Raw genomic sequence first — 26,626 nt, 5'->3', positions numbered from 1 at the left:
GGAGACTCTTGGTTCCAGGGCATGATCAGTTACCTCCTGATCATGCGTATTAACCTGTAAACCATGTCCCCGGTTAGATATGTAAACGATGTCCCCGGTTTGTACCGGGGCAAGCCCGCTCACTACAAACAACAACGCCCCGTCGAGACGGGGCGTTGTGTGTTCAGGCGCCGATTACTTCTTGGCGGCGGGTGCAGCAGGTGCCTCAGGGGCTTCAGCCTTGGCTGGGTCCTTGATGGCCAACAGTTCCAGGTCGAATACCAGCACGGAGTTGGCTGGAATCGCCGGGCTCGGGCTCTGGTCGCCGTAGGCCAATGCGGAAGGAATGAACAGCTCGACCTTCTCGCCTACGTGCATCAGTTGCAGGCCTTCGACCCAACCCGGAATCACACCGCTGACCGGCAGGTCAATCGGGCTACCGCGATCCACGGAGCTGTCAAAGGTGGTGCCGTTGGTGAGCTTGCCGGTGTAGTGCACAGTCACCACGTCGGTCGGCTTGGGCTGGGCGCCGTCGGCTTTCTTGATGATCTTGTACTGCAGGCCGGAAGCCGTGGTCACGACGCCGTCTTTCTTGGCGTTGTCTTCGAGGAATTTCTTGCCGGCGGCTGCCGACTCTTCGCTCATTTTGGTCATGCGTTCTTCAGCACGCTTTTGCAGGGCGGCAAACGCTTCAACCAGTTCGTCGTCTTTGAGCTTCTGCTCTTTCTTGCCGACGGCATCTTCAATGCCTTGGGCTACTGCTTTGGAATCCAGGTCATCCATGCCTTCTTGGGCAAGGCTTTTGCCCATGTTCAGGCCGATGCCGTAGGAAGCTTTCTGCGCCGGGGTTTTCAGCTCTACGCTGGTCTGCGAATCACAACCCGCAAGTACCAGGCTAACCAGGGCCACCGCCGCCGCCAACCGATGCTGTTTCATGCTATTTCCTTGTTCATGCGCCTAAAGGGCATTCGAATAAAGTCGCGAGCTTATCAGGCGGCCACGACCAATGGCTACCGGCATGTGAGCCGAAAACTTCTGATAAGTTCACGTGTTTAAAAGCATTTTCATTCATGATGGAGGCCCGCGATGGATCGCGGGACCACCTCAAACGAGGCTCATGGCCACTTGCCGCACCTGTGGCGTAGTGGCATAACAGCGCTACCACTCGACAAGGATAGTTATCTTGCGCATTTTTTCCCGCGTTTTACTCCTGATCCTCGCGGCTCTGGGGCTGATCCTGGCCGTGGTGCTCTATTACGTCGTCAATCCCAAGCTGCCGGACTACGTGCCCGTGCAACAGGTGCACTACGGGGACCAATGGAGTGCCGCCGACCGCCAGATCTATTACTTCACGCCCCAGGGCACCCAGGTAAAAGGCCTGCACTACGACTGGTTCACCGCCCTGGAACTGCCGTTCTCCGAGCAGCGCTTCGCCACGCCGGAATACCTGGCGCGCTTCGGTTTCCTGGTCGACCCCAAGCAAGTGCCCAGCGCTCAAAACCCCGGCAACCTGCCCGTGGGTTTCGCCCGGCACAAGAACGCCGACAGCACCGCCGAATACCTGGACATCACCTGCGCCGCCTGCCACACCGGCGAGCTGCATTTCAAAGGCCAGGCCCTGCGCATCGACGGCGGTTCGGCCCAGCATGTGCTGCCCTCCAGCGTACCGACCCTGCGCGGCGGCAGCTTTGGCCAGGCCCTTGTCGCCAGCCTTGCCGCCACCTACTACAACCCGTGGAAGTTCGAACGCTTTGCCCGCCAGGTGCTGGGGGATCGCTACGACGCCGAACACAGCCAACTGCGCCAGGACTTCAAACAGTCGCTGAACACCTTCCTCAAAGTCGCCTGGAATGACACCCATCGCGGCCTCTACCCCACCGAAGAAGGCCCCGGCCGTACCGACGCATTTGGCCGTATCGCCAATGCCAGCTTCGGCGACGCGATTTCCCCAGAGAACTATCGCATCGCCAATGCACCAGTGGACTACCCGCAGCTGTGGGACATCTGGACTTTCGACTGGGTGCAATGGAACGGCTCGGCCCAGCAGCCCATGGCACGCAACATCGGCGAAGCCCTCGGCGTCGGCGCCACCCTGACCTTCTTCGACAACGCCGGCCAACCCCTGCAAGGCGCTGCGCGTTACCCCTCCAGCGTGCGAGTGCGCGACCTCAACAGGATCGAAGAAACCCTGCAACGCCTCAAGCCACCGACCTGGCCCGAGGACCTGTTCGGTGCCGTGGACAAACCCCTCGCCGCCAGAGGCCGCGCGCTGTTCGCCGAAAACTGCGCCGGCTGCCACGTACCCAGCGTCACCCAGGAAAACGGCCGCCCGGTGCAACAGCTGAAAATGCTGCCGGTGGACTACATCGGCACCGACCCCGGCACCGCCAATAACATCGCCGACCAACGCTACGACCTCAGCGCCCTGCAATGGGACCCGGCCGAGCTGGCCCAACTGAATGTGCAACTGCACCCCACGCCGACCGACCCCCTGGACCTGAAGAAAATGTCCGTGGCCAAGGGCCTGGCCTACGTCACCGCATTCGTCGAAGAGCACGCCTACCGCGCCGCCGGCGTGACCCCGGCCGAGCGTCCGCGCCTGGACGGCTACAGCCTGCCCATCGGCGTGCGTGAGTTGCGCGCCTACAAGGCGCGACCACTGGCCGGTGTGTGGGCCACGCCACCGTTCCTGCACAACGGCTCGGTGCCGACGATCTACCAGTTGCTCTCGCCCCAGGACGAACGCAGCACCACCTTCTATAAAGGCACCTTCGCCTACGACCCGCGTCACCTGGGCTTCGAAACCGCCGCGTTCAAGAACGCGTTCCTGTTCGATACCAAAATCACCGGCAACCACAACAGCGGCCACGAATTCCGTGCAGGCCAGCGTGGCAATGGCGTCATCGGCCGCGGCTTGCTGCCGCAGGAACGCTGGGCGCTGCTGGAATACCTCAAAGTGCTGGGCGGCCCGCTGGAGCAACAACTGCCATGATTATCCGTTCTCGATACGACCAACCCTCCCTGCTCGCCCGCCTCTGGCTGCGCATCGGCGCGTTTCTCGGCAAGACCCTGCTGTGGCTGGTGGGCCTTGGCCTGCTGGGATGGCTGGCCTCCAGCGCCTGGTTCGCCTGGCAACACAGCGGCCCGGTGTCGCCGGAGGAGCAGATCCCGGCGGGTGAAGCCGCCATGACCCAAGGCATTATCCAGACCGCGGTGCGCATCGTTGACCAGCACCGCGAAGGCACGCGCTACCTGCGTGACGCCCATGCCAAGGCCCATGGTTGCGTGAAGGCCGAAGTCAGTGTACTCGCCGACCTCGACCCGGCGTTGCGCCAGGGCGTGTTTGCCCAACCGGGCAAGACCTGGCAGGCGATGATGCGGTTGTCCAACGGCAACGCGTACCCGCAGTTCGACAGCATCCGCGATGCTCGCGGCATGGCGATCAAGCTGCTGGATGTACCGGGCAAGCAGCTGTTGGCCGACCAGCAAAGCCGCACCGAGCAGGACTTCGTGATGTTCAGTCACCCGAATTTTTTCGTCAGCGATGTGGCCGAGTACGCACAGAACATCGGCGCCCAGGCTGACGGCAAAAAGGTGCTGGCGTTCTTCCCCAAGGCCGACCCGCGCAGCTGGCAGGTACGCCATCTGTTTATCGCCCTGGCGACCCTGGCCCCCGCACCGGCGAGCCCGACGCAGACCACATACTTTTCCGTATCGCCCTACAAGTTCGGCGCGGCCAACGCCAAATTCCGTGTCGCGCCCGACCCGCAAAGCTGCCCGCAATACCAGTTGCCGAAGCAGAACCAGGACCTGCCGAACTTCCTGCGCAGTGCGTTGAACCAGCAGTTGTCGACCGACCGCGTAGCGGTGTGTTTCGTGTTGCAGATCCAGCGGCAGAACCCGCAGAAATTCATGCCGATCGAAGACACTAGCATCGAGTGGAAGGAAAGCGATGCGCCTTACGAAACCGTGGCGAAAGTGACGATCCCGGCGCAGGACTTCGACACCCCGGCATTGAACCTGGCGTGCGACAACCAGTCATTCAACCCATGGTTCGGCGTCGCCGAACACCGCCCCATCGGCGGCATCAACCGCTTGCGCAAAGCGGTGTACGAAGCGGTCAGCGACTACCGTCACAGCCGTAACGCCCCGTAAAGAGTGCGTAACAATGGGCCCGACACCGTAAGGAAAACGTCGGGTCTATTGAGGCTCTTTCGCCCCGCCACTACGGTGAACACCTACCCCATCACGTAGGAATTCACCGTGGAAAGCTCAACCCTCGGCATGCTCGTACTGACCCTGATCGCCGTGTTCGGCACCGCGTCGTTTTGTTTCGAGCATTTGGCCACGCGCCGGCCGCGCAAGAAAAAAGCCGAATAGCCGTCACACCTTGATGTCGGGCGGCGGGTCGTTGATCACCAGCGCCTCGGGGATTTCGTCGACACGCGGATCGAGTACCGCGCCCATTGGATGTTCGGGCATGGCGACGTGGTGCAACGGTGCGCCGTCGACCAGGTATTCGCCGGTGACCTGCTTGGGCTGCACGCGCCAGATCAGCAGCAGCGCACAGGCGGAAAACAGCATGTAGAACGCGCCGTGGCCGTAGCTGTTCATCAACGCGCCGCTGAGTATCGGCCCCAGGCTGGCACCAATGCCGTGGGTGGCGAGCATCATCGCGCTCAACGGTACACGTCGCGGCTGCTCGACGTTGTCATTGGCCAGCGCCACCGCCAACGGGTAGAGGGTGAACAGCAGCAAGCCGCTGAGAAAACCGAACAGCAACAACCACGCGTAAGGCAGTTGTACCAGCCCCCACAGCGGGACCACCAACAGCCCCAACGCCAACGCGCAGGCGCGGATCAAGCGCGAGCGGTCAATGCGGTCCGACAGCCAGCCGATGGGCCACTGACCGCACAGCCCGGCAAAAATCGACACCGCGACAAACGTACTTGCCTCACCCGTGCTCAAGCCGTTGCGTGTGGCAAACACCGGGGCCAGGGCGTAGAACGCGCCGATCATCAGGCCGGTGACAAACACGGTGGTCAGCGCCTGGGGCACCCGTTGCCAGAAAAACCCCACTTCCAGCGGTGCCGCTACCAGCTTCGCCGGGTGCAGGCGCTTGGTCATGGTCACCGGCAGCAGGCAGGCGGCAAAGCAGATCGCGACGATAATCAGCGGTTTGAAATCCAGCTCCGGACGCCAGATCAGCACGCCCTGCCCCAGCATCAAGCCCAGGGACACCGCAACCATGTAACCGGCGAACACCGCGCCGCGCCGGTTGTTTTCCGCCTGCTCGTTGAGCCAGCTTTCGATGACCATGTACTGGTTCATCATCACCAGGCCCATCACAAACCGCAGCGCCAGCCAGAACGCCAACTGCTCGAACAACACGTGCAGCAGCACGATGATGGTGGCGACTCCGGCACAGGCCACATACGAGCGCACGTGCCCGACGCCGGCGATCATGCGGTGGCCGAACTTGGCACCGCAGACCATCCCCCCGTAGTACGCCGCCGTCAGCGCACCGATCCACACTTCGTTGATGCCCTGGCTACTCAAGCGCAGGCCGATAAAACTGAAAAACAAGCCGTTGCCGGTGAGCATCAGGATGGTCGCGCTGTACAGCGCGGGGAAGGTCAGAAAAGTCAGGTTCATGGTGGCTCAGAGAGGCTTGTTCACATGGCTGGCATGGGCCAGCAGCCATTGGCGAAAACTGCGCGCCGCCGATGGCGGGTTGCGGTGATGGGGTTGCATCAGGTGCAGGCGCCCCCGGCTGTGCATGGTGTGGGGCAAGGCCATTTGCAGGCGACCGGCGTCGAGTTCACCTTGCAGCAGACTCTTCCAGCCGAGGGTCACGCCATGGCCCATGACCGCCGACTGCATCAACAGCTGATAGCTGTTGGTGCGCAGCGCATGCCGCGGGGTGTGGTAGTGGGCGCCGACATCGGCAAACCAATCGGTCCAGGTCAGCCAGTCGTGGTAGTGGTCCTCGACGATCAATAAGGTGTGGGCGTGGAGCAAGTGCTCCACATCGCGAATCGGACCGTGACGCTCTATATAGGCAGGGCTGCACACAGTGATGACCTGCTCGTTGTCGAACACCGGCGACAGCTCCAGGCCATGGGGCGCCGGCAGTTCGTCGAGGTGATAGAACAGGCCCAGGTCATATTCGCTGACATCCAGGTGGCCGGGGCTTTCACTGCATAGGATGCGGATGTCCAGGTCCGGGTGTTCGCGCTGGAATTGCGGCAACAAGCCGGCCAGCCAGATCGAGCTGATGGTCGGCGTGCTGGCCAGGGTCAACTGGCGGTCGGCGCCGCGTCGGCGCAGTTCGGCGGACTCACGATCGAGTTCGCGCAGCAGGCGCTGGATCGTGCGGAAGTAACGCACCCCGGCGGGTGTCAGGCTCAGCCCCTGGGCCAGTCGATAGAACAGCGGGCGGGCGAGGTCTTCTTCCAGGCGCTTGACCTGGCGGCTGACCGCGCTCTGGGTCAGGTTCAATTCATGGGCGGCCTGGGTAAAACTCAAATGGCGGGCCGCCGCTTCGAAAGTCTGCAAGCAATTGAGCGGGGGAAGATCGACGTTTCGGCGCGACATGACAGGTTCCAATAGCAGAGACAGACTCGGGTGCCCTTGATGCCAGCCAGTCAAGCACCCGAAAGCGTAAAACGTCACCTGTGGCGAGGGAGCCAGCTCCCTCGCCACAGGTAGTGCGTTCGCCCTTTACTGACGACTGGCATTCGTTGGCAGGCATCCTGCCAGTTGCCCGCTTACAGCGCGACCCTGGCCAAGCGCTTGCTCCATTGGCGGCGGTGCTCCAGCTGGCCGTTCTCCCAGGCAGTCTGCTCCGCTTCGACATAGAACCACTCGGCATCGGCGTGCACGCTCAGACGGCTTTCCACCTCCACCGCCCATTCGTCGCGACCGACGCGGTAGTGCCACTGGATGTCGGCGCGGGTCGACAACGGGTCCCAGGCAGAGGTGCGGTATTGCTCAGTGCAACGTTGGTCCACCGCCAGGCCGTGGTCGGTGAAACGCACCGAGCCGAGGTCGTCCTCGATCTTCACGCAGACTTCGCCACTGCCCACGTCTTCGATCAAGGTGCGTTTCGGCGCCGCGGCGCGCAGCACTTGCAGGGCAACCGGAGTGGCGGCCTGCGGCGCTTCGAACGGGCAGTCCACCGCCGCGCCGCTGAACACCGGCAGTTGCAGGCTTTGCAGGGCGGGCAGCAAGGTCAGGGTGGTCAGCTCACGGCTCGGCCACAGCAACGGGAAACTCGCGGTGCTCAAGGCCAGGCGCAGACGATAGCCAGCGGGCAAGCGCATGCCGATGTGGTCCAGGCTCAGGTGCACGTCCATTGGTGCGCCAGGGACTACAGGGGTAACACGGGAAAAGTCCTCACGAAGCGTGAGATTGAGTACGCCATAGCTGATCTGTGTGACCTGGCCATCCGGCGCAATCGCATTCAGCCGCGCCACCAATTGGCCGCAAGCCGTGTCACTGGCCAGGCGCAGCGTGAGACGCGCATCGCCCAAAAGCGCCAGCGGGTCGGTCAGCACCGGCGAGTCGAAGCACAGCGAATGAGCGTCGTCGCGGCGCTGGTCAGTCGGGCCGTCGGGGCCGAACCAGATGGCGCAGTACTCGCCCTGGTGCAGGCCGGTGGTCAGCGGCGAGCAGATACTGCGCGGCGTGGCCAACGGTTGTCGGCCAGGGATCAGGCCGTGCTCGCCGAGGCTGAAATCAGTCCACTGCACCTGGGGCGCCGGCCACCCCGCCGTCTGCACCCAGATCCCCGGTCGCTCGGCGTAACTGCCCTTGGGCGGCAGCACATCCTGTAGGAAGAATGTGCAGGCTGCATCATCCATTACCCCGTTATCGATGCCTTTCAACCAGTGATCCCACCAGCGTTTGGCTTCTTGCAGAAAGCCGATGGCCGGATTCGGCACGGCGAAGTGTGGGTATTTGTGAATCCACGGGCCGATCATTGCCTTCTTCGGCCCCGGAAGATGCTGCATCAGCCGCGACACGGTATTGCGGTAGGCATCACCCCAGCCGCCCACCGCATACACCGCCGCCTTGATCTGTGAATAGTCCTCGCACACCGAGCCGTGGCGCCAGTAATCGTCGCGGGTCTGGTGTTGCAACCAGGTTTCGGCGAGCAGCGGCATGCTGTCCAGGCGTTGCTGCCAAAGGGTTTTCCAGGCGTCGCCAACCAGCAGCGGGTCGGGCACGGCAGCGCTGAAATTGAGCATGGTCGCGGCCCAGCCAAAGTTCTCCAGCAGCAGGTTGCCGCCCTTGTAGTGGATGTCATCGGCGAAGCGGTCGTCGGTGGAGCACAGGGTGATGATCGCCTTCAGCGCCTCGGGTTGGCGCGCCGCGACTTGCAGGCCGTTGAAGCCGCCCCAGGAGATGCCCATCATGCCGACGTTGCCGTCGCACCACGGCTGCTGGCACAGCCAGTCGATCACTTCGAGGGCGTCGTCCTGTTCCTGCAACAGGTATTCGTCGGCCATCAAGCCTTCGGATTCGCCGTTGCCGCGCATGTCGACACGCACGCACACGTAGCCCTGCCCGGCCATCCACGGGTGAGTCAGCGCATCGCGCACGGCCGTACCGTCGCGTTTGCGGTACGGCAGGTATTCGAGGATGGCGGGGAAGGTTTGCAGGCCGGCGACTTCCGGCAGCCAGATGCGCGCAGCCAGCTGGGTGCCGTCCTTCAGCGGGATCAGGCAGTGCTCGATTTCACGGACCTTGTAGGCAAATTCGGTAACGATTTCCATCGGTAACTCCACACTTTTATTGCGAACAAACGACGCCCCCGCGCTCGTCGTGGAGCGCGTGGGCAGACACACAGGTTTGAGGGTCTAGCGGGCAAATTCGGTGACGGCGCTGGTACCACGCAGCTCGGGCTCAGCGGTCGGTCGCAAGCGTTTCACGTCGAGCAACGCCGGGTTCTTCAGCCAGAAAATCAGTGAGGTACTGGCCAGCAGCACCAGGATCATCCCCGGCAAACCACCGAGGTTGGACAGCATCTTCACCCCGTCGATGCCGATGAACGACACCATCACCCACGACACTGTGCCGATGATCACGCCCCACACGATCTTCAACATCGGGTTGCCGTCGAGGTCGGAGTCGGCAGTCACACCTTTGCTGCACAGGTTGGCGATCACGTCGGTGCTGGAGTCCGCCGCGGTGACAAACGAGATGAACGCCACGAACAGCAGGAACGCGATCATCAAGCCGCTGGCCGGCAGGTGTTGGAACATCTGGTACAGCACATGCTCCACGCCCTGTTCGTTCAATACGCGGTTGAGGCTGCCGTCGCCGAGCGCATCGAAATACAGGCTGGCGCCGGAGAAGATGCAGATCCACACCGCCGTGAACAACGCCGGGTAGAGCATGTTGATATGGATGAATTCACGCACGGTGTAGCCCCGACCGATCTTGCCGAGAAACAGCGCGCTGACCGGCGCCCAGGCAAACCACACCGACCAGTAGAACACCGTCCAACTCTGCGGCCAGGTGTCGCCGCTCGCGGCGCCGGTGGACAGGCTGCGGCTGAAGAAGGTGTCGAGGTACACGCCGAGGGATTCGACGCCGAGGCTGAACATGTACAGGGTCGGCCCGCACAACAGCACGAACAGGCCGAGGGCGAGCATGATCCAGGTGTTGAACGACGACAGCATCACAATGCCGCGCTGCAGGCCGCTGGCGGCCGAGGCGACAAAGGTGATGACGATGATCGCGATGATGATCGCTAAACGGAACGGTGTAGTTTCGCCGCCGATGTATTGGCTCAGGCCACCGGCCAGAGTCAGTGCGCCCGTGCCCAGGGACGAGGCCATGCCGGCGACCAGGGCGAACATCGCCAAGGTGTCGATCAGCCCGGCGTAGCGCTTGACCCGCGCCGCGCCCAGCAAGGGTTCGAGCATCGCGCCAATCGAGAAGTTACTGCGGCGGTTGTAGAACACCAGCGCAAATACCAGGGACGGCACCAGGTAGATGGCGTACGGGGTGATGGTCCAGTGCAGGAACATGGTCGACATAGCAAAGCTTTTCGCCGCTGAACTGCCCGCTTCAATCGGCAGGCTGGTCGGTGGGGAATACAGGTGGTAGAGCGGTTCGGCAGTGGTCCAGAACAGCACGCCGACGGCCAGCGTGGTGCACAGCGCCACCATGAACCAGCGCCATTTGCTCAGCAACGGCCGAGCGTCCTCACCGCCGATGCGCACCTTGCCCAATGCGGAGAAATACACGATAGCGGTCAGCACCACCATGGCAAACGAGCCAGCGCTGAACAGCCAGGAGAAGTTCTTGAGGATCAGGTTGTTGAGCTGCTTGCTCAGCGCAAGGAATGCATTCAGGTCGACGTAGCTGGCGATCACCGCCGCCAGCAGGATCAGGAAAGTTGGCCAGAACACCAACGGACGCAATGGATATTTCATGTAGAGCCATTCCCCTTGCAGACTATTTTTATCGCCTTGAAAGGCCATTGTTAGAGGGCGGGCACCGCAGCATCCTGCCGTCGGCAGCTCGCCTGGAAGTCTTCGCGTGGCTATAGATAACCGTTTAAGCGGCCAGGGGCGCAATCGACCAATGTGCATGGGGGTATTCCCCCACGTCATGGCGCACCGGCACAGTTCAAGGTGAACGTGCAGTGCACAACGGCAAGGCGCCAAGAGGAAAATCGCAGACGAAAAAAAGCCCGCTCAATGAGCGGGCTTTCTAGTGGTGACCTGGCGTTCAGTGTTCCAGGTTACCGAATATGGCGCAGCGGACGGGACTCGAACCCGCGACCCCCGGCGTGACAGGCCGGTATTCTAACCGACTGAACTACCGCTGCGCGTAACACTTGAAGCGAATGGTGGGTGATGACGGGATCGAACCGCCGACCCTCTGCTTGTAAGGCAGATGCTCTCCCAGCTGAGCTAATCACCCTTCGTTTCGGTGTGGGCGGCATCATACATCAAAAATCCGCAATGTCTTGATTTAAATGCAATTTATTTGAAATATTTTTCTGTAGACGGCGCAAACCCCGTAAATACGGGCTTGCGGGGCCCAAACGCGACTCTATTGCGTTTACCCGACACTTGGCCTCACAATTAAAAACCATTCTCAATAACGCTCGAGCCACGCCTATGTCTGTGGGTGAACCGCCCTTCCAGCGGGAAATTACCGCGCTCTACAGCGAGCATCACGGCTGGCTGCTGGCGTGGCTGCGGCGCAAATTGGGCTGTCGCCAGAACGCGGCGGACCTGGCGCAAGACACCTTTGCGCGCATCCTCAATGCACGCGAATCCGTGGCGCACATCCGCGAACCACGGGCGTACCTGAGTACCACGGCGCGACGCCTGATAATCGATCAGGCGCGACGCAGGCAGATTGAACAAGCGTATCTGCAAGAGTTGGCACTGACGGTGGACGCCCTCGAAGGATTCCAATCGCCGGAACAGATCCACACCACCCTCGAAGCCTTGGAGCAGATCGCGTTTATCCTCGAAGGCATGCATGAGTACTCGCGCCAGGCGTTCGTACTCTATTACCTCGAAGAATTGACCCAGCAACAGATCGCCCAACAGCTGAAGTTGTCGGAACGCACCGTGCGCAAGTACCTGATCCAGGCACTCATGCATTGCAGCCATAGCCTGGATACTTGATCGCACATGCCCGACGCCCGCCAACAGATCGAAGAGCAAGCCGCCGAATGGATGCTGCGCCTGCACGAAGGGGAACTGAGCGAGGCCCAGCAGCTGGCATTCGAATGCTGGAAGCAACAGGGCCCGCACTACGCCGCAGCGGCCGCGCGCATGGAAGAAGTCATCACCCGGATGCAGGCCCTGCGTGGCACCAGGTCGCCGGCGCGGTCGGCATTAAGCGCGGCGTTTGCCCACCAGAAAGCCCATCGCCGCAAAAATGCCGTACGCGCCCTGCTGCTGGCGTGCAGCCTGGCGATTCCAGCGGCGGCGCTGCTGGTCAGCCCGTACCCGCAACAATGGATGGCCGATGTGCGCAACGGTCCGGGTCAGTGGCAAACCCTGCAACTGGCGGACGGTTCCACGTTGACGCTGAACGGGATCAGCGCGGCGAATCTGCATTTCGACGCCGTGCAGCGCCGCATCGAGCTGCTGCAAGGCGAGATCCTGGTGGAGGTGGCTCACGACCCGGCCCGGCCGTTTATCGTGCAGACCGCCCAAGGCACCTTGCGGGCGCTGGGCACGCGGTTTGTGGTCAAGCGTGACGGTGATGTCACCGTATTGAGCATGTTGCAGTCGCGGGTCGCGGCGCAGAGCGCGAACACCCAGCAGACCCTGGAAGTCGATGCCGGCACCCAGGCCCTGCTCAGCCACGACGGCGTGCGCCTGAGCGGCCGCATCGACCCCGCCAGCATCAATGATGCCTGGCGCCGTCACCAATTGGTCGTGGACAACCGGCCATTGCCCGAGGTGCTCGATGAGATCGCCCGTCACCATGCCGCACATGTGCAATTCGACCGCGCCGCCCTGCAAAACCTGCGCGTATCGGCGGTGATCCCCCTGGACGACAGCAACCACGCCCTGCAGTTACTCGCGCAAACCTTACCGATCAAGGTCAGAAACTTTACCAACTGGCTGATCTTCGTCGACCGCGACGACAGCGCCAAAAAATAATTATTCGCATTAGCTTCCGGTTTTCTCAGACTTGCCCGTCAAGCAAGGTAATTCGACACGTAAAGGATTGCCTTCACCATGCAGACCCCTTCCTACTCACGCGGGCGCTTTGACCTACTGAAAATCGCGCCCCTGTCCTTGGCCATACTCACCGCCACCGTGCTGAACATCAGACCGGCGCAGGCCGACACGGCCAACGTCGTCGCCCCCGCCTACGACATCCCCGCAGGCCCCCTGGGTGCATCGCTCAATCGCTTTGCGCAACAGGCCGGCGTGGCCATCGTGTTTCAATCCCCCGCGCTGGAGGGCCTCAACGGCCCGGGGTTGCAAGGCAACTACGCCATCCAGGAGGGCTTCGACCGCCTGCTGCAAGGCAGTGGTTATCGCGCGGTTAAAGACGGCCAGGTATATGCGCTGCAGCCCGCCCCCACCGCCGACAACGGCACCCTGGAACTGGGCCCGACCCAGGTCAGCGCCAACCTGCTGGGCAACGTCACCGAAGACACCGGTTCCTACACACCCGGCGCCATCGCGACCTCGACCCGCCTGGTGCTGACGCCCAAGGAAACCCCGCAATCGGTGTCGGTGGTCACCCGCCAGCACATGGATGACTTCGGCCTGAACAACGTCGACGACGTGATGCGCCACACTCCCGGCATCACCGTGTCGGCCTTTGACAGCGAGCGCAGCAACTACTATGCGCGCGGCTTCTCGATCAACAACTTCCAGTACGACGGCATCCCCTCGACCGCGCGCAACGTCGCGTACTCGGCGGGCAACACCCTGAGCGACATGGCGATCTACGACCGCGTCGAAGTGCTCAAGGGCGCCACCGGCCTGCTCACCGGCGCCGGCTCACTGGGCGCGACCATCAATCTGGTGCGCAAGAAACCCACTGCAGACTTCCAGGGCCACGCGAGCCTCGGCGCCGGCTCGTGGGACAACTATCGCAGCGAACTGGACGTCAGCGGCCCGCTGACCGACAGCGGCAACGTGCGTGGCCGGGCCGTCGCGGCGTACCAGGACAAGCATTCCTTCATGGACCACTACTCGCGCCAGAGCCCGACGTACTACGGCATCATGGAATTCGACCTGTCACCCGATACCCTGTTGACCGTAGGCGGTGACTACCAGGACACGCTGCCAAAGGGCTCGTCCTGGTCGGGCAGCTTTCCGCTGATCGACTCCCAGGGCAATCGCAACAGCGTCAAGCGCTCGTTCAACAACGCCGCCGAGTGGAGCAGTTGGGAGCAATACACCCGCACGGTATTCGCCATGCTGGAACATGACCTGGGCAATGGCTGGGTCACCAAGCTGCAACTTGACCACAAGATCAACGGCTACCACGCGCTGATGGGCTCGATTCAGGGCGACCAGCCGCAGCCGGACGGCACCGCGCAGTTGACCTCGGGCAAATACACCGGCGAGACCGTCAGCGATTCCGCCGACCTGTATGTGAGCGGGCCGTACAGCCTCGGCGGGCGTGAACATGAGTTGGTGCTGGGCGGTTCGATCAGCGCGTCGGAATGGAACGGCAAAGGCTATTGGAACCTGGCGCCCAATATTGTCGACTTCAATCACTGGCGCGGCCACGCGACGATGCCGGACTGGGGCAAGGCGCAATCGCTGATCGACGACACCGTGCGCCAGACCGGCGCCTACGCAACCACGCGCCTGAACCTCGCCGACGACCTCAAGGTGTTGCTCGGCGCACGCCTGGTCAACTATCAGGTCACCGGCTACAACCCCAACTATCGCGAGTCCGGGCGGGTCGTGCCGTATGTTGGTGCGGTCTACGACCTGAACGACACGTACGCGGTGTACGCCAGCTACACCGACATTTTCATGCCCCAGGAAAACTACAACCGCGACCGCGACAACAAGCTGCTGGAGCCGGACGAAGGCCAGAACTGGGAGCTGGGGATCAAGGCCGACTTCCTCGATGGCCGGGTCAACGCCAGCGCAGCGTACTTTGAGATCCATGAGTCCAATCGCGCGCTGTCTGACGACGAGTACAACAACCTCAAGCCGACACCGAGCAACTATGCCTACAAGAGCAGCAAGGCGGTAACCAAGGGTTATGAAGTGGAGATGTCCGGCGAAGTCGCCCCGGGCTGGCAGCTCCAGGCGGGCTACACACACAAGATTGTGCGTGACGATCAGGGCGTGAAAATCTCCACGTTTGAGCCTGAAGACCAGGTCAAGCTGTACACCACCTACAAACTCAAGGGCAACCTCGACAAGTTGACCGTCGGCGGCAGCGTGCGCTGGCAGAGCGTGGGCTGGCAGGACATCTACAACAGCCCGCGCGGCGGCTATGAAGAGTTTTCCCAGGATGCTTATTGGCTGGTGGACCTTATGAGCAAGTATCAGATCAGCAAAAACCTGTCGGCGACGTTGAACGTCAACAATATCTTCGACAAGTCCTACTACACCAACATCGGCTTCTATAACTCTGCGGCCTATGGCGAGCCGCGCAACTTCATGGTCACTACCCGCTGGGATTTCTAAACGCCAACAGACCTTGTGCCTACAAAAATCGCAGACAAAAAAAGCCCGCTCATTGAGCGGGCTTTCTACGTTCAATCATAGTTGAAGTTTGTTTTAACCTGGCCTCCACGCCGATAGGACATCACAAAAGAACGCCAGCACTCACCGCGCTCCCTGGCATTTTTATTAAGCTGCTTGGCAAGCATATACAGCGCCGTATCATCGAAATCAGTTCGGGCATCAGTGATCTCAACGCCGTCTCTCTCAACGGCCAGGCCTGTATCGATGAAGCCGTCGCCCACTGTTACGTCATAACAAAAATAATCATAACCATCGACAATACCGGCATCGATGATTGAAAAAATCTCTTTAACGACTTCGATATCTTCAGTAATCACTCTTCAACCCTCTGAAACTCTATTGGCTGCTTGAGCCGAAGCCGCCACCAGTGTAATCAGGCCAAGCCCCAGCATCATGGCAAAACGCAAAGGCGTCAGCCGCACTTCGCAGACGGGTGCAACCGTTGCGCAACCCACGCTACCGGCGGCTTTGGCGCCACTGCTGACGTTCTCGGCAACCACCATTGAGAGGGGTTGCGCTGAACAGGTCATAGGCAACCTGCGCATATCCGCCGCACAGACCAACGACCCAGCCCAACAGGCCAGCGCACGAACAAATGGATGGGGTATAAAAAACATGACACGTCCCTGATAGTGAAACTTCCTACACGCGCCGTTAGTCCGTGAGTCAGCAGAAAAGTGCACTTCAGAGAGGCAAAGAAACCGTCGAGGACGCCTTTTGTGGCGTAGCTCTCATTTATCGGAGCGTGCGCGTGGGCAAGAAGCGGCACGTAACCGCGCGCCACATCCAAGGTGTGTTCATATGAAAATATGCAAGGAAGGAATTTCAGGCACAAAAAAGCCCGCTCAATGAGCGGGCTTCCTGTGGTGACCTGGCGTTCAGTGTTCCAGGTTACCGAATATGGCGCAGCGGACGGGACTCGAACCCGCGACCCCCGGCGTGACAGGCCGGTATTCTAACCGACTGAACTACCGCTGCGCGTAACACATGAGGCGAATGGTGGGTGATGACGGGATCGAACCGCCGACCCTCTGCTTGTAAGGCAGATGCTCTCCCAGCTGAGCTAATCACCCTTCGTCTCGGTGTGGCGCGCATTCTACGGAGCGACCCAAGGTCTGGCAAGCACTTTCTTAAATCTTTTTTTTGAGGCCTTCCAATGGCTTAGGCAGGGTTGGCCTCAGACGTGATCAAGACAATAATGCCCGCCTTTGTATAAAGGAGAGACTCACCCCATGTGGTTCAAGAACCTGCTTATCTATCGCCTGACCCAAGATCTGCCCGTTGATGCCGAGGCGTTGGAAGCGGCCATGGCCACCAAACTGGCGCGCCCGTGTGCCAGCCAGGAGTTGACCACTTACGGTTTCGTCGCGCCTTTCGGTAAAGGTGAAGACGCTCCCCTGGTTCACGTCAGCGGTGACTTCCTGCTGATCGCTGCGCGCAAGGAAGAACGTATCCTGCCGGGTAGCGTGGTGCGTGACGCACTGAAAGAGAAAGTCGAAGAAATCGAGGCCGAGCAAATGCGCAAGGTCTATAAGAAGGAACGCGACCAGCTCAAGGATGAAATCATCCAGGCCTTCCTGCCGCGCGCCTTTATCCGTCGTTCGTCGACCTTCGCCGCCATCGCGCCGAAACAGGGCCTGATCCTGGTGAACTCGGCCAGCCCGAAACGCGCCGAAGATCTGCTGTCGACGCTGCGTGAAGTGATCGGCACCCTGCCCGTTCGCCCGCTGACCGTAAAAACCGCGCCAACCGCGATCATGACCGACTGGGTCACCACCCAGAAACCGGCCGATGACTTCTTCGTCCTCGACGAATGCGAACTGCGCGACACCCACGAAGACGGCGGCATCGTGCGCTGCAAGCGCCAGGACCTGACCGGCGAAGAGATCCAGCTGCACCTGACCACCGGCAAAGTCGTGACCCAACTGGCCCTGGCCTGGCAGGACAAGCTGTCCTTCATGCTTGACGACAAGATGACCGTCAAACGCCTGAAGTTCGAAGACCTGCTGCAAGACCAGGCGGAACAGGACGGCGGCGACGAAGCCCTGGGCCAACTGGACGCAAGCTTCACCCTGATGATGCTGACGTTCGGCGAGTTCATCCCGGCACTGGTTGAAGCCCTGGGCGGTGAAGAGACGCCACAAGGCATCTAAGCCATGTGAAGTTCTACCTATAGAAGCGGGCTTGTGCGGGAGCGGGCTTGCTCGCGAATGCGGCGGATCAGTCGCCACCACGGTTGACTGACACAGCGTATTCGCGGGCAAGCCCGCTCCCACATTTGATTGGGTTTCCAAGCAGAATCATTCACTAATAACAAGGACACTCCCATGCGCGCACTCGCCGCCCTGAGCCGCTTCGTCGGCAATACCTTCGCCTACTGGGTGCTGATTTTCGCGGTACTGGCGTTCCTCGAACCGGGCTGGTTCATCGGCCTGAAAACCGCCATCGTGCCGCTGCTGGGCCTGGTGATGTTCGGCATGGGGCTGACCCTCAAGATTGATGACTTCGCCGAGGTCGCCCGCCATCCGTGGCGCGTCGCCCTGGGCGTGGTCGCGCACTTTGTGATCATGCCGGGCGTGGCGTGGTTGCTGTGCCAGGCCTTCCACCTGCCGCCGGAAATTGCCGTCGGCGTGATTCTGGTCGGTTGCTGCCCAAGCGGCACCTCGTCCAACGTGATGACCTGGCTGGCCCGTGGCGACCTGGCGCTGTCGGTGGCCATCGCCGCCGTCACCACCCTCCTCGCCCCGCTGCTCACCCCGGCGCTGATCTGGTTGCTGGCCTCGGCCTGGCTGCCGGTATCGTTCATGGAGCTATTCTGGTCGATCCTGCAAGTGGTGCTGCTGCCGATCGTGCTCGGCGTAGTCGCGCAGCGTGTGCTCGGCGAACGCGTACGGCATGCGGTGGACGTGTTGCCATTGGTATCGGTGGTGAGCATCGTGATCATCGTCGCCGCGGTGGTGGCCGCCAGCCAGGCGAAGATCGCCGAATCAGGCCTGCTGATCATGGCCGTGGTGATGCTGCACAACAGCTTCGGCTACCTGCTGGGCTACTTCACCGGCCGCGTGTTCAAGCTGCCATTGGCGCAGCGCAAGTCGTTGGCGCTGGAGGTCGGCATGCAGAACTCCGGGCTCGGCGCCGCATTGGCCAGTGCACATTTCTCGCCGCTGGCGGCGGTGCCGAGTGCGCTGTTCAGCGTCTGGCACAATATTTCCGGGGCATTGCTGTCGACCTACTTCCGCCGCATGAGCGAGAAAGAAGACCGTCGCATACTGGAAAACACCCCACAAACTTGATCCGCCGGGCACAGTTCGGCACTCTAACGAACTTCGCGGGGACGACCCCGTGACGCTCTCAAGCGCCTAATCCGGGGACGACCCCACGTCTATATAGAAGAGGGTCAGCATGTCCTGGATCATTCTGTTTTTTGCCGGATTGTTTGAAGTCGGCTGGGCCGTCGGCTTGAAATACACCGATGGCTTCAGCAAGCCCCTGCCCACCGCCCTGACGATTGTCGCCATGGCCATCAGCCTTGGCCTGCTGGGGCTGGCCGTGAAGGAACTGCCGCTGGGCACCGCCTATGCAGTCTGGACCGGCGTGGGCGCCGTGGGTACGGTGATTGCCGGGATTATCCTGTTTGGCGAATCCATGGCGTTGTTTCGGTTGGCCAGTGTGGCGTTGATTATTTGCGGGCTCATTGGGCTCAAGATCAGCACTTAGGCCACTACCGCTTTCGCGAGCAAGCCTGCTCCCACATTTGACCGCGTTCCACTTTTGGAATACGGGCGAATGTGGGAGCGGGCTTGCCCGCGAAGAGGCCCGCCCCTTCAACACAAACCTACCTGACACTTCCCCGCAACCCACCAACCACCTCCTGCAATCTTGCAGGCGTCGGCTCTGGCACTGGCTCACCTGCCACCAACACCACCCGCGACCAGATCCGGTGAAAGAAGCCCTTGTTCGGATCGCGACTGAAAAAGCTCCCCCACAACCCCTGCAACGCCAGCGGAATCACCGGCACCGGCGTCTCCTCCAGAATCCGCGTCACCCCACCGCGAAACTCATTCATCTCGCCGTCAGCCGTCAACTTGCCTTCCGGAAAGATGCACACCAACTCACCGTCCTTCAGATACTGCGCAATCCGCGTGAAGGCCTTTTCGTAGATCTGAATGTCCTCATGCCGCCCGGCAATCGGAATCGCTCCGGCTGTGCGGAAGATAAAGTTCAGCACCGGCAAGTGGTAGATCTTGTAGTACATGACGAAGCGAATCGGCCGACGCACCGCGCCGCCAATCAACAGCGCATCGACAAACGACACGTGGTTGCACACCAGCAATGCCGCCCCCTCATCCGGGATCGCTTCCAGGTTGCGGTGCTCCACGCGGTACATGGAATGGCTGAGCAGCCAGATCATGAAACGCATGGTGAACTCGGGCACGATCTTGAAGATGTAGGTGTTCACCGCGATGTTGAGCAGCGACACCACCAGGAACAACTCCGGAATCGACAGCTTGGCCACGCTGAGCAGCAGGATCGAGACAATCGCCGACACCACCATGAACAACGCATTGAGAATGTTGTTCGCCGCGATCACCCGTGCGCGTTCGTTCTCGGCAGTACGCGACTGGATCAGCGCATACAGCGGCACGATATAAAAGCCGCCAAACACGCCCAGCCCGAGGATGTCGAACAACACCCACCACGCCTGGCCATGGCTCAACACCGCGAGCCAATCGTTGGCCTGTACGTTCTGCGCAAAGCCACCGGAGTGCCACCACAGCAGCAGGCCAAACACCGTCAGGCCGAATGAACCGAACGGCACCAGGCCGATTTCCACCTTACGCCCGGAGAGTTTTTCGCAGAGCATCGAACCGAGGGCGATACCCACCGAGAACACGGTGAGGATCAGCGTCACTACGGTTTCGTCGCCGTACAACCACTCCTTGGCGTAGGCCGGGATTTGCGTCAGGTAGATCGCACCGACAAACCAGAACCACGAGTTGCCGACAATGGACCGTGACACCGCGGGTGTCTGCCCCAGGCCCAGGCGCAAAGTGGCCCAGGATTCACTGAAGATATTCCAGTTCAAACGCAGCCCCGGCGTCGACGCCGCCGCCCGCGGAATGCTGCGACTGGCCAGGTAACCGAGCACCGCCACGCCGACAATCGCCACCGCTACCACCGGCGCGTAATGGGTCGACGACATCATGATCCCGGCGCCAATGGTGCCGGCCAGGATCGCCAGGAACGTCCCCATCTCCACCAGGCCGTTGCCGCCCACCAGCTCATCTTCGTGCAGGGCCTGGGGCATGATCGAGTACTTCACCGGCCCGAACAGCGCCGAATGGGTGCCCATGGCAAACAACGCCAGCAGCATCAATTCCAGATGGTTGGTCAAGAAGCCCGCGGCGCCCACGCCCATGATCACGATCTCGCCGATCTTGATCGCGCGGATCAACGCGTCCTTGTTGAATTTCTCGCCAAACTGCCCGGCCAGGGCCGAGAACAGGAAGAACGGCAGGATGAACAGCAACGCGCACAGGTTGACCCAGATCGAACGGTCACCGTCGATGGTCAGCTTGTAGAGAATGGCGAGGATCAGCGATTGCTTGAAGATGTTGTCGTTGAAAGCACCCAGCAACTGGGTAATGAAAAACGGCAGGAAGCGCCGTGTGCGCAGCAAGGTGAATTGCGAGGGGTGGCTCATCGTCCGTGTTCCTGCGTGGCCTGTTTTTTTGTAAAAGCATTCAGGCCACGACTTTACCTAATCCGGCTTACTTATTCCCTAGTCCTGCAATACACGGCGAAACAAAAAGCTCACCTTTATAGGCGCCCTGCACGGTGCGCCTGGCGACGATCAGCCACATCAACGCCAACGTCAGCACCAGCACACTGCCGAACACACTGAAGAACCCCAGATGCAGCAGGCTCGCCAGCTTCAACGTGGCCAGCGCATACACGCCCAGTGGAAAGGTAAACCCCCACCAGCCGAGGTTGAATGGGATGCCCGCACGCAGGTAACGCAGGGTGATCAACACGGCGATCAGCATCCACCACAAACCGAAGCCCCACAGGGTAATACCGGCCACCAGGCCCAGGCCGTTGGCCATCTCGCCGACACCGGGCATGCCGTTGGCGGCAAAGATCGCCGGGGCGTCGCCGCCGAGCAGCAACATACCCAGGGCACCGGTGCCGATCGGGCCAAGGGCCAGCCAGCTCGACGCAGCCATATTGGCGTGGGGCAGTTTATGCAGGGCCATGCGCAACATCAGGATGGTCAGGATGCTGAACGCCACCGGCAGGGAAAACGCCCACAGTACGTAGCCTGTCACCAGCATCACCAGTTGCCCATGGGCATCGGCCAAGTGCGGCGCCAACAGGCCACCGCTGGCAGCGGCCACTTCAGCAGCGACCACGGGCAGCAGCCACACGGCCGTCATCTGGTCGATGCTGTGTTCCTGGCGGGTGAACATCATGAATGGGATCAACACGCCACAGGCCAGGGCCATTGCCACGTCCAGCCACCACAGGGCTTCGACCAGCGGTATCACATCACCGCCCCAGCGCGGCAAGCCGAACAGCAGCAAACCGTTGAGAATGGTCGCCAGGCCCATGGGGATGGTGCCGAAGAACATCGAAACCGTGGAGTGCCCGAAGATCCGCCGCGCCTCGTGGAAAAACATCACCCAGCGGGCCGCATACAATCCGCTGAACAATACAAACAGGCCGATGGTGAGCCACCACAAGCCTTCGGCGATGACGTACAAGCCCGGCAGGTTGACCGGCACCTGCGCCAAGGCCAGCGCCAGCACGCCGGTGCCCATGGTCGCGGCAAACCAGTTGGGGGTGAACTGGCGAATCACTTCCCGTGGCCGGGCCAGGTGACTGAAGGGTTTGTAACTGATGGTATTCGAGCAGGTCATGATAATTATCCTCTTCCTCGCATGAGGTTGAGACCATGGTAGAACCCAATCGAATATCTATATAACGGGTAATTTCTCTAACTGTTATCTGTTTTACCTATAAGCACGTTTTACCGAGCCCTGTACCAGCAGACCGCCCAGGGCACCAAGCGATAGCAGGATCAGCACAACGCCATAGCCATCGGTGGTGGCGATCAGGCCGAAACTGCGGATCAGGTTGCCCGCCAGCAGCGACGGCAGGCAGAACGCCAGGTAGCTCAACACATAAAACGCCGACATCAGGCCGGCTCGCTCGTGGGGCAGCGCCAGGGGCACCACGCTGCGCAACGCGCCAAGAAAACCGGCGCCGAAACCGCTGCCCGCAACCAGCGTGGCCATGAAAAACAGCGGCAGACTGGCACTGTGCACCGCCGTGAGGATCAGCCCCACACCGACAGCCAGCAGGCTTGCCCCCAGGCGCAGGACTTTGTCGGCAGGCCGATTGCGCAGGCTGAAGATCATCAACGCGCCGCTCAAGGTCAGCACCGCCACCAGCCCACCGCCGATCAGGTTGGACGTGGACCCGGTCGCTGCCCGTACCAGCGAGGGCGCCAACGACAGATAGAACCCGCCCATCGCCCACACCGCCACATCCACCGGCAGCGACAACCACAAGGCCCGGCGCGCCTGGGGTGGCACATGCAAGGTCGGGCGCAACGAGGCCAAGGCTCCCGGAATGCGGCTCACGGTTTCCGGCAGACGCCATACGTACAGCGCCTGCAACAGCATCAGCACGAACAGTGTCCAGTAGATCAACTGCGTCGGCAGCGGCGCGAACTCCACCAGCACGCTGCTGCCCATCGCACCGCACGCCATGCCCAGCAACGGCGCCACACTGTTGACCAGCGGCCCCTGCTGGCGATCATGGTCGAGCAGCGCGGCACCGAGCACGGCGGTGGCCATGCCAGTGGCGAAACCTTGCAACGTGCGTGCAGCAATAAGCCAGGCCACGCTGCCCTCATTGATAAACAGCAACATCGCCAGCATATCCAGGACCAGCGCGGCGAAAATCACCGGCTTGCGCCCCAGGTGGTCCGACAGCGAGCCCACGGTCAACAACGCCGCCAGCAAGCTGATGGCATAGACCCCAAAGATCAGCGTGAGCATGCCCGCGGAAAAATGCAGGCCTTCCTGATACAGGTGATACAACGGCGTCGGCGCGCTGGACGCGGCAAGAAACGTCAGCAAGGTGATCGCCAGGAACACCAGGCTGGAACGGTTAGAAGGGTTGCTGGACATGGGCACGCTCCGCTAAAGCTAATATTTTGCTTTTGCGGAGTGTGCTACTGGCCGGCGCTTAAAGCAAATTCTTTGTGTTAAGGTCGCAAACATGGCGATAAAAGAAGGCCTCCGCCCGGGGGGCCGTAGTGCCCGGGTCCAAGAATCCGTCCATAAGGCGGTGCGCGAATTGCTGGAAGCCCATGAGCGTTCCAGCGTCACCGTGCCGATGATTGCCGCGCGCGCAGGCGTCACGCCGTCGACCATCTACCGGCGCTGGGGCGACCTTTCGGTGCTGCTGGCCGATGTGGCCCTGGCACGCCTGCGCCCGGACAGCGAACCGGCCAACACCGGCAGCCTGCGCGGCGACCTGCAAGCCTGGGCCGAGCAGTATCTGGATGAGATGAGTTCAGAGCCGGGACGCCACATGATGCGCGACGTGCAATGCAGCCAGACGCCGGGGTATTGCGTGGCGCTGATTGGCGGGCAGTTGCAGGTTATCGTGGATCGCTATCCCGGCGAACAGGCGCCCAGCGTGGAGCGGTTGATCAACCTGCTGGCGGCGCCGACGGTGTTCAGGATTCTGTTTGCGGATGCGCCGTTGCAGGTTGAAGAGCTGCATGCGCTGATCGAGTTGGCACTAAAGCCATAATGCCTTGCAGAAAACCAAATGTGGGAGCGGGCTTGCTCGCGAAAGCGGTGGGTCAGTGAATACATCTTTGACTGATACACCGTCTTCGCGAGAAAGCCCGCTCCCACATTTTCTGACCGCATGCAGTCAGTGAGTCAGGTACGCATCCCCCGCCCGCTCACCAGCAGCTTCGCGCAGCCGATATACAGCACCACGGTCGCCACCAGCATGAAGGTGATCGCCACGCTGATCTTGATGTCCGACACCCCCAGAATGCCGTAACGGAACGCGTTGACCATATGCAGCACCGGGTTGGCCAACGACACGGTCTGCCAGAACGGCGGCAACAAGGTGATCGAGTAGAACACCCCGCCCAGGTAGGTCAGCGGCGTCAGCACGAACGTCGGGATGATCGAAATATCATCGAAGTTGCGTGCAAACACGGCGTTGATGAAGCCCAGCAGCGAGAAGATCGTCGCCGTCAACACCACTACCAGAATGGTGACCCCGAGGTGATGCACCTGCAGGTGGGTGAAGAACAGTGACAGCAACGTCACGATCACGCCGACCATCAGGCCACGCAGCACGCCGCCCACGGTGTAGCCGATCAGGATGGTATGCGGCGACACCGGCGACACCATCAGTTCCTCGATCGAACGCTGGAACTTGCTGCCGAAGAAACTCGACACCACGTTGCCGTAGGCGTTGGTGATCACCGACATCATGATCAGCCCCGGCACGATGTACTCCATGTAGGTAAAACCACCCATGTCGCCGATCTGCCGGCCGATCAGGTTACCGAAGATCACGAAGTACAGGACCATGGTGATCGCCGGCGGTAGCAGGGTCTGCGGCCAGATCCGGGTAAAGCGTTTCACTTCGCGATAGATGATGGTTTGCAGCGCGACGAGGTTGGGTTGCAGTTCGGAACTCATAACGCCACCTTCGCCAGATTTTTCTCCACCAGGGACACGAACAACTCCTCAAGGCGATTGGTTTTGTTACGCAGGCTCAGCACTTCGATGTTCTGGGTCGCCAACTGCGTGAACAGCGCGGTGATGCCCATGGCTTTGTCCACCTGCACTTCCAGGGTGTGGCTGTCGACCAGGCGGCTCGGGTAGCCGAGCAGCTGCGGCGGCACCGACAGATTGTTCTTCAAGTCGAGCAGGAAGGTTTCCACATGCAACTGGCCCAGCAGGTTACGCATGCTGGTGTTCTCGACAATGGTGCCGTGGTCGATGATGCCGATGTTGCGGCACAGCTGCTCAGCCTCTTCCAGGTAATGGGTGGTGAGGATGATGGTGATGCCCTTCTCGTTCAGTTCGGTGAGGAAGGTCCACATCGAGCGGCGCAGTTCGATGTCCACGCCGGCGGTGGGCTCATCGAGGATCAGCAGGCGCGGTTCATGCACCAGCGCGCGGGCAATCATCAGGCGCCGCTTCATGCCGCCGGACAGCGAGCGCGAGGGGACGTCGCGCTTGTCCCACAGGCCCAGTTGGGTCAGGTATTGCTCGGCACGTTCCTTGGCGATTTTCGCCGGGATGCCGTAGTAACCGGCCTGGGTCACGACGATGTCGAAGGTCTTTTCGAACTGATTGAAGTTGAACTCCTGGGGCACCACGCCGATGGAACGCTTGAGCGCGGCCGGGGATGTGTCCAGGTCATGACCGAAGATGTTCACTGTGCCGCTGGTCTTGTTGACCAGGGTCGACAGGATGCCGATGGTGGTGGATTTGCCGGCACCGTTGGGGCCGAGCAAGGCGAAGAAATCACCTTCGGCAACGTCCAGATCGATACCACTCAGGGCCTGGAAACCGTTGCCGTAGGTTTTGGTTAGCTGCCGGATGGACAGAGCGGAACTCATATCGGATTACGCACCAAAGAAGGGAATAGGAAGAATAGATGAAGGCGCACGCCACGAAGTTCAACGGCGGCGCATGACAGGCATGGTGGCTGCCCGCGCCGCACAAGTACAGTCACCTGTATTAATAGTCAGTATTAAGTCAACGCGGTCATGACCGCTTTGCGATAGGCCGGGCGCTGTTGCAGGCGTTGGTACCAGGCCTCTAGATTGGGCATCGCAGGCCGTTCGATAGGCATTTCGAACCAGGCGTAGATAAAGCAGCCCAGGGGAATATCACCCATGCCGAATTCGCTGCCCGACAGATACGGCTGCTCGGCGAGGGCTTTTTCCACGGTGCCGAGCACATCGATGCAGGCTTGGCGCGCGGCGTGAATGCTGTCCCAGTTCTGTTTTTCCGCCGGGGTGCGCAGGATGCCCCAGAACACCGTCTTGAACGGCTCGGCGAGAGTGGAAGTGGTCCAGTCCATCCACTTCTCGGCGCTGGCGCGCGCCTTCACATCACTGGGATACCAACTCCCCCCCTGCTTGGCGCAGAGGTAACGCACGATGGTATTGGACTCCCACAGTACAAAGTCGCCATCCTCGATCATCGGCACCCGGCCGTTGGGGTTCAGCGCCCGGTACTGCGGGGTGTCGACCACACCAAACGCCCCACCCGCATCGATTGACTCATAGTCCAGGCCGAGTTCTTCGGCGCACCACAGTGCTTTCCTGACGTTTGATGAATTTTTACGACCCCAGATTTTCAGCATGA

21 protein-coding genes and 4 tRNA genes are annotated in these 26,626 nt (G+C 61.1%); 9 read left to right on the top strand and 16 right to left on the bottom strand.

All coding sequences use genetic code 11. The annotated features are described in order from the left end of the window. Positions 1-174 precede the first annotated feature (174 nt). On the bottom strand, positions 175-915 hold the full coding sequence (locus tag IB241_RS13605) for an FKBP-type peptidyl-prolyl cis-trans isomerase (RefSeq protein ID WP_192298880.1): 741 nt from the start codon (positions 913-915) through the stop codon (positions 175-177). A gap of 247 nt (positions 916-1,162) precedes the next feature. On the opposite strand from IB241_RS13605, the gene IB241_RS13600 reads away from it, so the two are divergent. Both IB241_RS13600 and IB241_RS13595 read left to right on the top strand, forming a co-directional pair. After that, complete coding sequence (locus IB241_RS13600; RefSeq protein ID WP_192298879.1) at positions 1,163-2,971, top strand: di-heme-cytochrome C peroxidase; 1,809 nt, start codon at positions 1,163-1,165, stop codon at positions 2,969-2,971. Next, the gene (locus IB241_RS13595) at positions 2,968-4,134 is read left to right on the top strand and encodes a catalase family protein (RefSeq protein WP_192298878.1); all 1,167 of its coding nucleotides are present in this window, start codon (positions 2,968-2,970) and stop codon (positions 4,132-4,134) included. The genes IB241_RS13600 and IB241_RS13595 overlap by 4 nt, the downstream gene beginning before the upstream one ends. A gap of 228 nt (positions 4,135-4,362) precedes the next feature. Here the strand turns inward: IB241_RS13595 and IB241_RS13590 are convergent, their stop codons facing one another. The 6 genes from IB241_RS13590 to IB241_RS13565 all read right to left on the bottom strand — a co-directional run bounded on the left by IB241_RS13590 (position 4,363) and on the right by IB241_RS13565 (position 10,920). Further along, positions 4,363-5,634: an MFS transporter gene (locus IB241_RS13590; RefSeq protein WP_192298877.1), complete on the bottom strand. Its 1,272-nt coding sequence runs from the start codon at positions 5,632-5,634 to the stop codon at positions 4,363-4,365. Positions 5,635-5,640: 6 nt separating this feature from the next. After that, positions 5,641-6,576: a LysR substrate-binding domain-containing protein gene (locus tag IB241_RS13585; protein ID WP_192298876.1), complete on the bottom strand. Its 936-nt coding sequence runs from the start codon at positions 6,574-6,576 to the stop codon at positions 5,641-5,643. Between the two features lie 173 nt (positions 6,577-6,749). Further along, the gene (locus IB241_RS13580; RefSeq protein WP_192298875.1) at positions 6,750-8,759 is read right to left on the bottom strand and encodes a CocE/NonD family hydrolase; all 2,010 of its coding nucleotides are present in this window, start codon (positions 8,757-8,759) and stop codon (positions 6,750-6,752) included. 84 nt (positions 8,760-8,843) lie between these two features. Then, entirely contained in the window at positions 8,844-10,427 is a 1,584-nt protein-coding gene (locus IB241_RS13575; RefSeq protein WP_192298874.1) for a BCCT family transporter, read from the bottom strand. 321 nt (positions 10,428-10,748) lie between these two features. Then, positions 10,749-10,825, bottom strand: a tRNA-Asp gene (locus tag IB241_RS13570). Between the two features lie 19 nt (positions 10,826-10,844). After that, positions 10,845-10,920: transfer RNA gene (locus tag IB241_RS13565), tRNA-Val, on the bottom strand. 200 nt (positions 10,921-11,120) lie between these two features. On the opposite strand from IB241_RS13565, the gene IB241_RS13560 reads away from it, so the two are divergent. The 3 genes from IB241_RS13560 (at position 11,121) to IB241_RS13550 (ending at position 15,140) form a co-directional block, all read left to right on the top strand. Then, on the top strand, positions 11,121-11,639 hold the full coding sequence (locus IB241_RS13560) for a sigma-70 family RNA polymerase sigma factor (protein WP_192298873.1): 519 nt from the start codon (positions 11,121-11,123) through the stop codon (positions 11,637-11,639). 6 nt (positions 11,640-11,645) lie between these two features. Beyond that, positions 11,646-12,629 (top strand): FecR family protein, encoded by a 984-nt coding sequence (locus IB241_RS13555; protein WP_192298872.1) that lies wholly within the window; start codon positions 11,646-11,648, stop codon positions 12,627-12,629. 78 nt (positions 12,630-12,707) lie between these two features. Further along, on the top strand, positions 12,708-15,140 hold the full coding sequence (locus IB241_RS13550; RefSeq protein WP_192298871.1) for a TonB-dependent siderophore receptor: 2,433 nt from the start codon (positions 12,708-12,710) through the stop codon (positions 15,138-15,140). Positions 15,141-15,211: 71 nt separating this feature from the next. Here the strand turns inward: IB241_RS13550 and IB241_RS13545 are convergent, their stop codons facing one another. The 3 genes from IB241_RS13545 to IB241_RS13535 form a co-directional block, all read right to left on the bottom strand. Further along, positions 15,212-15,517, bottom strand: coding sequence for a hypothetical protein (locus IB241_RS13545; protein ID WP_192298870.1), 306 nt, complete (start codon positions 15,515-15,517; stop codon positions 15,212-15,214). Between the two features lie 584 nt (positions 15,518-16,101). Next, positions 16,102-16,178, bottom strand: a tRNA-Asp gene (locus IB241_RS13540). Between the two features lie 19 nt (positions 16,179-16,197). Beyond that, positions 16,198-16,273: transfer RNA gene (locus IB241_RS13535), tRNA-Val, on the bottom strand. Positions 16,274-16,432: 159 nt separating this feature from the next. Here IB241_RS13535 and rdgC point away from each other — a divergent pair. The 3 genes from rdgC (at position 16,433) to sugE (ending at position 18,917) form a co-directional block, all read left to right on the top strand. Further along, a complete protein-coding gene (gene rdgC, locus IB241_RS13530) occupies positions 16,433-17,353 on the top strand; it encodes a recombination-associated protein RdgC (RefSeq protein ID WP_192298869.1) in 921 nt (306 codons plus the stop codon). Positions 17,354-17,527: 174 nt separating this feature from the next. Beyond that, the gene (locus tag IB241_RS13525) at positions 17,528-18,493 is read left to right on the top strand and encodes a bile acid:sodium symporter family protein (protein ID WP_192298868.1); all 966 of its coding nucleotides are present in this window, start codon (positions 17,528-17,530) and stop codon (positions 18,491-18,493) included. 109 nt (positions 18,494-18,602) lie between these two features. Then, entirely contained in the window at positions 18,603-18,917 is a 315-nt protein-coding gene (sugE, locus tag IB241_RS13520; protein ID WP_105524638.1) for a quaternary ammonium compound efflux SMR transporter SugE, read from the top strand. Between the two features lie 118 nt (positions 18,918-19,035). Here sugE and IB241_RS13515 read toward each other — a convergent pair whose 3' ends face one another. From IB241_RS13515 to IB241_RS13505, 3 genes are all read right to left on the bottom strand, one after another. Beyond that, positions 19,036-20,904, bottom strand: a complete 1,869-nt coding sequence (locus IB241_RS13515) for an MFS transporter (protein ID WP_192298867.1) — start codon at positions 20,902-20,904, stop codon at positions 19,036-19,038. Positions 20,905-20,971: 67 nt separating this feature from the next. Beyond that, entirely contained in the window at positions 20,972-22,120 is a 1,149-nt protein-coding gene (locus tag IB241_RS13510) for a TDT family transporter (RefSeq protein ID WP_192298866.1), read from the bottom strand. 93 nt (positions 22,121-22,213) lie between these two features. Further along, positions 22,214-23,398: an MFS transporter gene (locus IB241_RS13505; protein WP_192298865.1), complete on the bottom strand. Its 1,185-nt coding sequence runs from the start codon at positions 23,396-23,398 to the stop codon at positions 22,214-22,216. A 91-nt stretch (positions 23,399-23,489) separates the two neighbouring features. On the opposite strand from IB241_RS13505, the gene IB241_RS13500 reads away from it, so the two are divergent. Next, a complete protein-coding gene (locus IB241_RS13500; RefSeq protein ID WP_192298864.1) occupies positions 23,490-24,029 on the top strand; it encodes a TetR/AcrR family transcriptional regulator in 540 nt (179 codons plus the stop codon). A gap of 134 nt (positions 24,030-24,163) precedes the next feature. Here IB241_RS13500 and IB241_RS13495 read toward each other — a convergent pair whose 3' ends face one another. From IB241_RS13495 to IB241_RS13485, 3 genes are all read right to left on the bottom strand, one after another. Beyond that, on the bottom strand, positions 24,164-24,943 hold the full coding sequence (locus IB241_RS13495) for an ABC transporter permease (RefSeq protein ID WP_017737220.1): 780 nt from the start codon (positions 24,941-24,943) through the stop codon (positions 24,164-24,166). Further along, on the bottom strand, positions 24,940-25,872 hold the full coding sequence (locus IB241_RS13490; protein ID WP_192298863.1) for an ABC transporter ATP-binding protein: 933 nt from the start codon (positions 25,870-25,872) through the stop codon (positions 24,940-24,942). The genes IB241_RS13495 and IB241_RS13490 overlap by 4 nt, the downstream gene beginning before the upstream one ends. Positions 25,873-26,006: 134 nt before the next feature. Further along, the gene (locus tag IB241_RS13485) at positions 26,007-26,624 is read right to left on the bottom strand and encodes a glutathione S-transferase family protein (protein WP_192298862.1); all 618 of its coding nucleotides are present in this window, start codon (positions 26,622-26,624) and stop codon (positions 26,007-26,009) included. Positions 26,625-26,626: the final 2 nt, after the last annotated feature.

The sequence above is a fragment of the Pseudomonas sp. PDM05 genome, assembly GCF_014851685.1.
Lineage (GTDB): Bacteria > Pseudomonadota > Gammaproteobacteria > Pseudomonadales > Pseudomonadaceae > Aquipseudomonas.
Note: the sequence above shows the minus strand (reverse complement) of the source record. Positions and strands in the feature narration are given on the sequence as shown.

Coding starts and splice junctions, on each gene's coding strand:
- sugE (WP_105524638.1), top strand. CDS start 18,603: ATGTCCTGGATCATTCTGTTTTTTGCCGGATTGTTTGAAGTCGGCTGG.
- IB241_RS13585 (WP_192298876.1), bottom strand. CDS start 6,576: ATGTCGCGCCGAAACGTCGATCTTCCCCCGCTCAATTGCTTGCAGACT.
- IB241_RS13605 (WP_192298880.1), bottom strand. CDS start 915: ATGAAACAGCATCGGTTGGCGGCGGCGGTGGCCCTGGTTAGCCTGGTA.
- IB241_RS13580 (WP_192298875.1), bottom strand. CDS start 8,759: ATGGAAATCGTTACCGAATTTGCCTACAAGGTCCGTGAAATCGAGCAC.
- IB241_RS13505 (WP_192298865.1), bottom strand. CDS start 23,398: ATGTCCAGCAACCCTTCTAACCGTTCCAGCCTGGTGTTCCTGGCGATC.
- IB241_RS13550 (WP_192298871.1), top strand. CDS start 12,708: ATGCAGACCCCTTCCTACTCACGCGGGCGCTTTGACCTACTGAAAATC.
- IB241_RS13485 (WP_192298862.1), bottom strand. CDS start 26,624: ATGCTGAAAATCTGGGGTCGTAAAAATTCATCAAACGTCAGGAAAGCA.
- IB241_RS13590 (WP_192298877.1), bottom strand. CDS start 5,634: ATGAACCTGACTTTTCTGACCTTCCCCGCGCTGTACAGCGCGACCATC.
- IB241_RS13555 (WP_192298872.1), top strand. CDS start 11,646: ATGCCCGACGCCCGCCAACAGATCGAAGAGCAAGCCGCCGAATGGATG.
- IB241_RS13500 (WP_192298864.1), top strand. CDS start 23,490: ATGGCGATAAAAGAAGGCCTCCGCCCGGGGGGCCGTAGTGCCCGGGTC.
- rdgC (WP_192298869.1), top strand. CDS start 16,433: ATGTGGTTCAAGAACCTGCTTATCTATCGCCTGACCCAAGATCTGCCC.
- IB241_RS13575 (WP_192298874.1), bottom strand. CDS start 10,427: ATGAAATATCCATTGCGTCCGTTGGTGTTCTGGCCAACTTTCCTGATC.
- IB241_RS13510 (WP_192298866.1), bottom strand. CDS start 22,120: ATGACCTGCTCGAATACCATCAGTTACAAACCCTTCAGTCACCTGGCC.
- IB241_RS13515 (WP_192298867.1), bottom strand. CDS start 20,904: ATGAGCCACCCCTCGCAATTCACCTTGCTGCGCACACGGCGCTTCCTG.
- IB241_RS13490 (WP_192298863.1), bottom strand. CDS start 25,872: ATGAGTTCCGCTCTGTCCATCCGGCAGCTAACCAAAACCTACGGCAAC.
- IB241_RS13595 (WP_192298878.1), top strand. CDS start 2,968: ATGATTATCCGTTCTCGATACGACCAACCCTCCCTGCTCGCCCGCCTC.
- IB241_RS13495 (WP_017737220.1), bottom strand. CDS start 24,943: ATGAGTTCCGAACTGCAACCCAACCTCGTCGCGCTGCAAACCATCATC.
- IB241_RS13525 (WP_192298868.1), top strand. CDS start 17,528: ATGCGCGCACTCGCCGCCCTGAGCCGCTTCGTCGGCAATACCTTCGCC.
- IB241_RS13560 (WP_192298873.1), top strand. CDS start 11,121: ATGTCTGTGGGTGAACCGCCCTTCCAGCGGGAAATTACCGCGCTCTAC.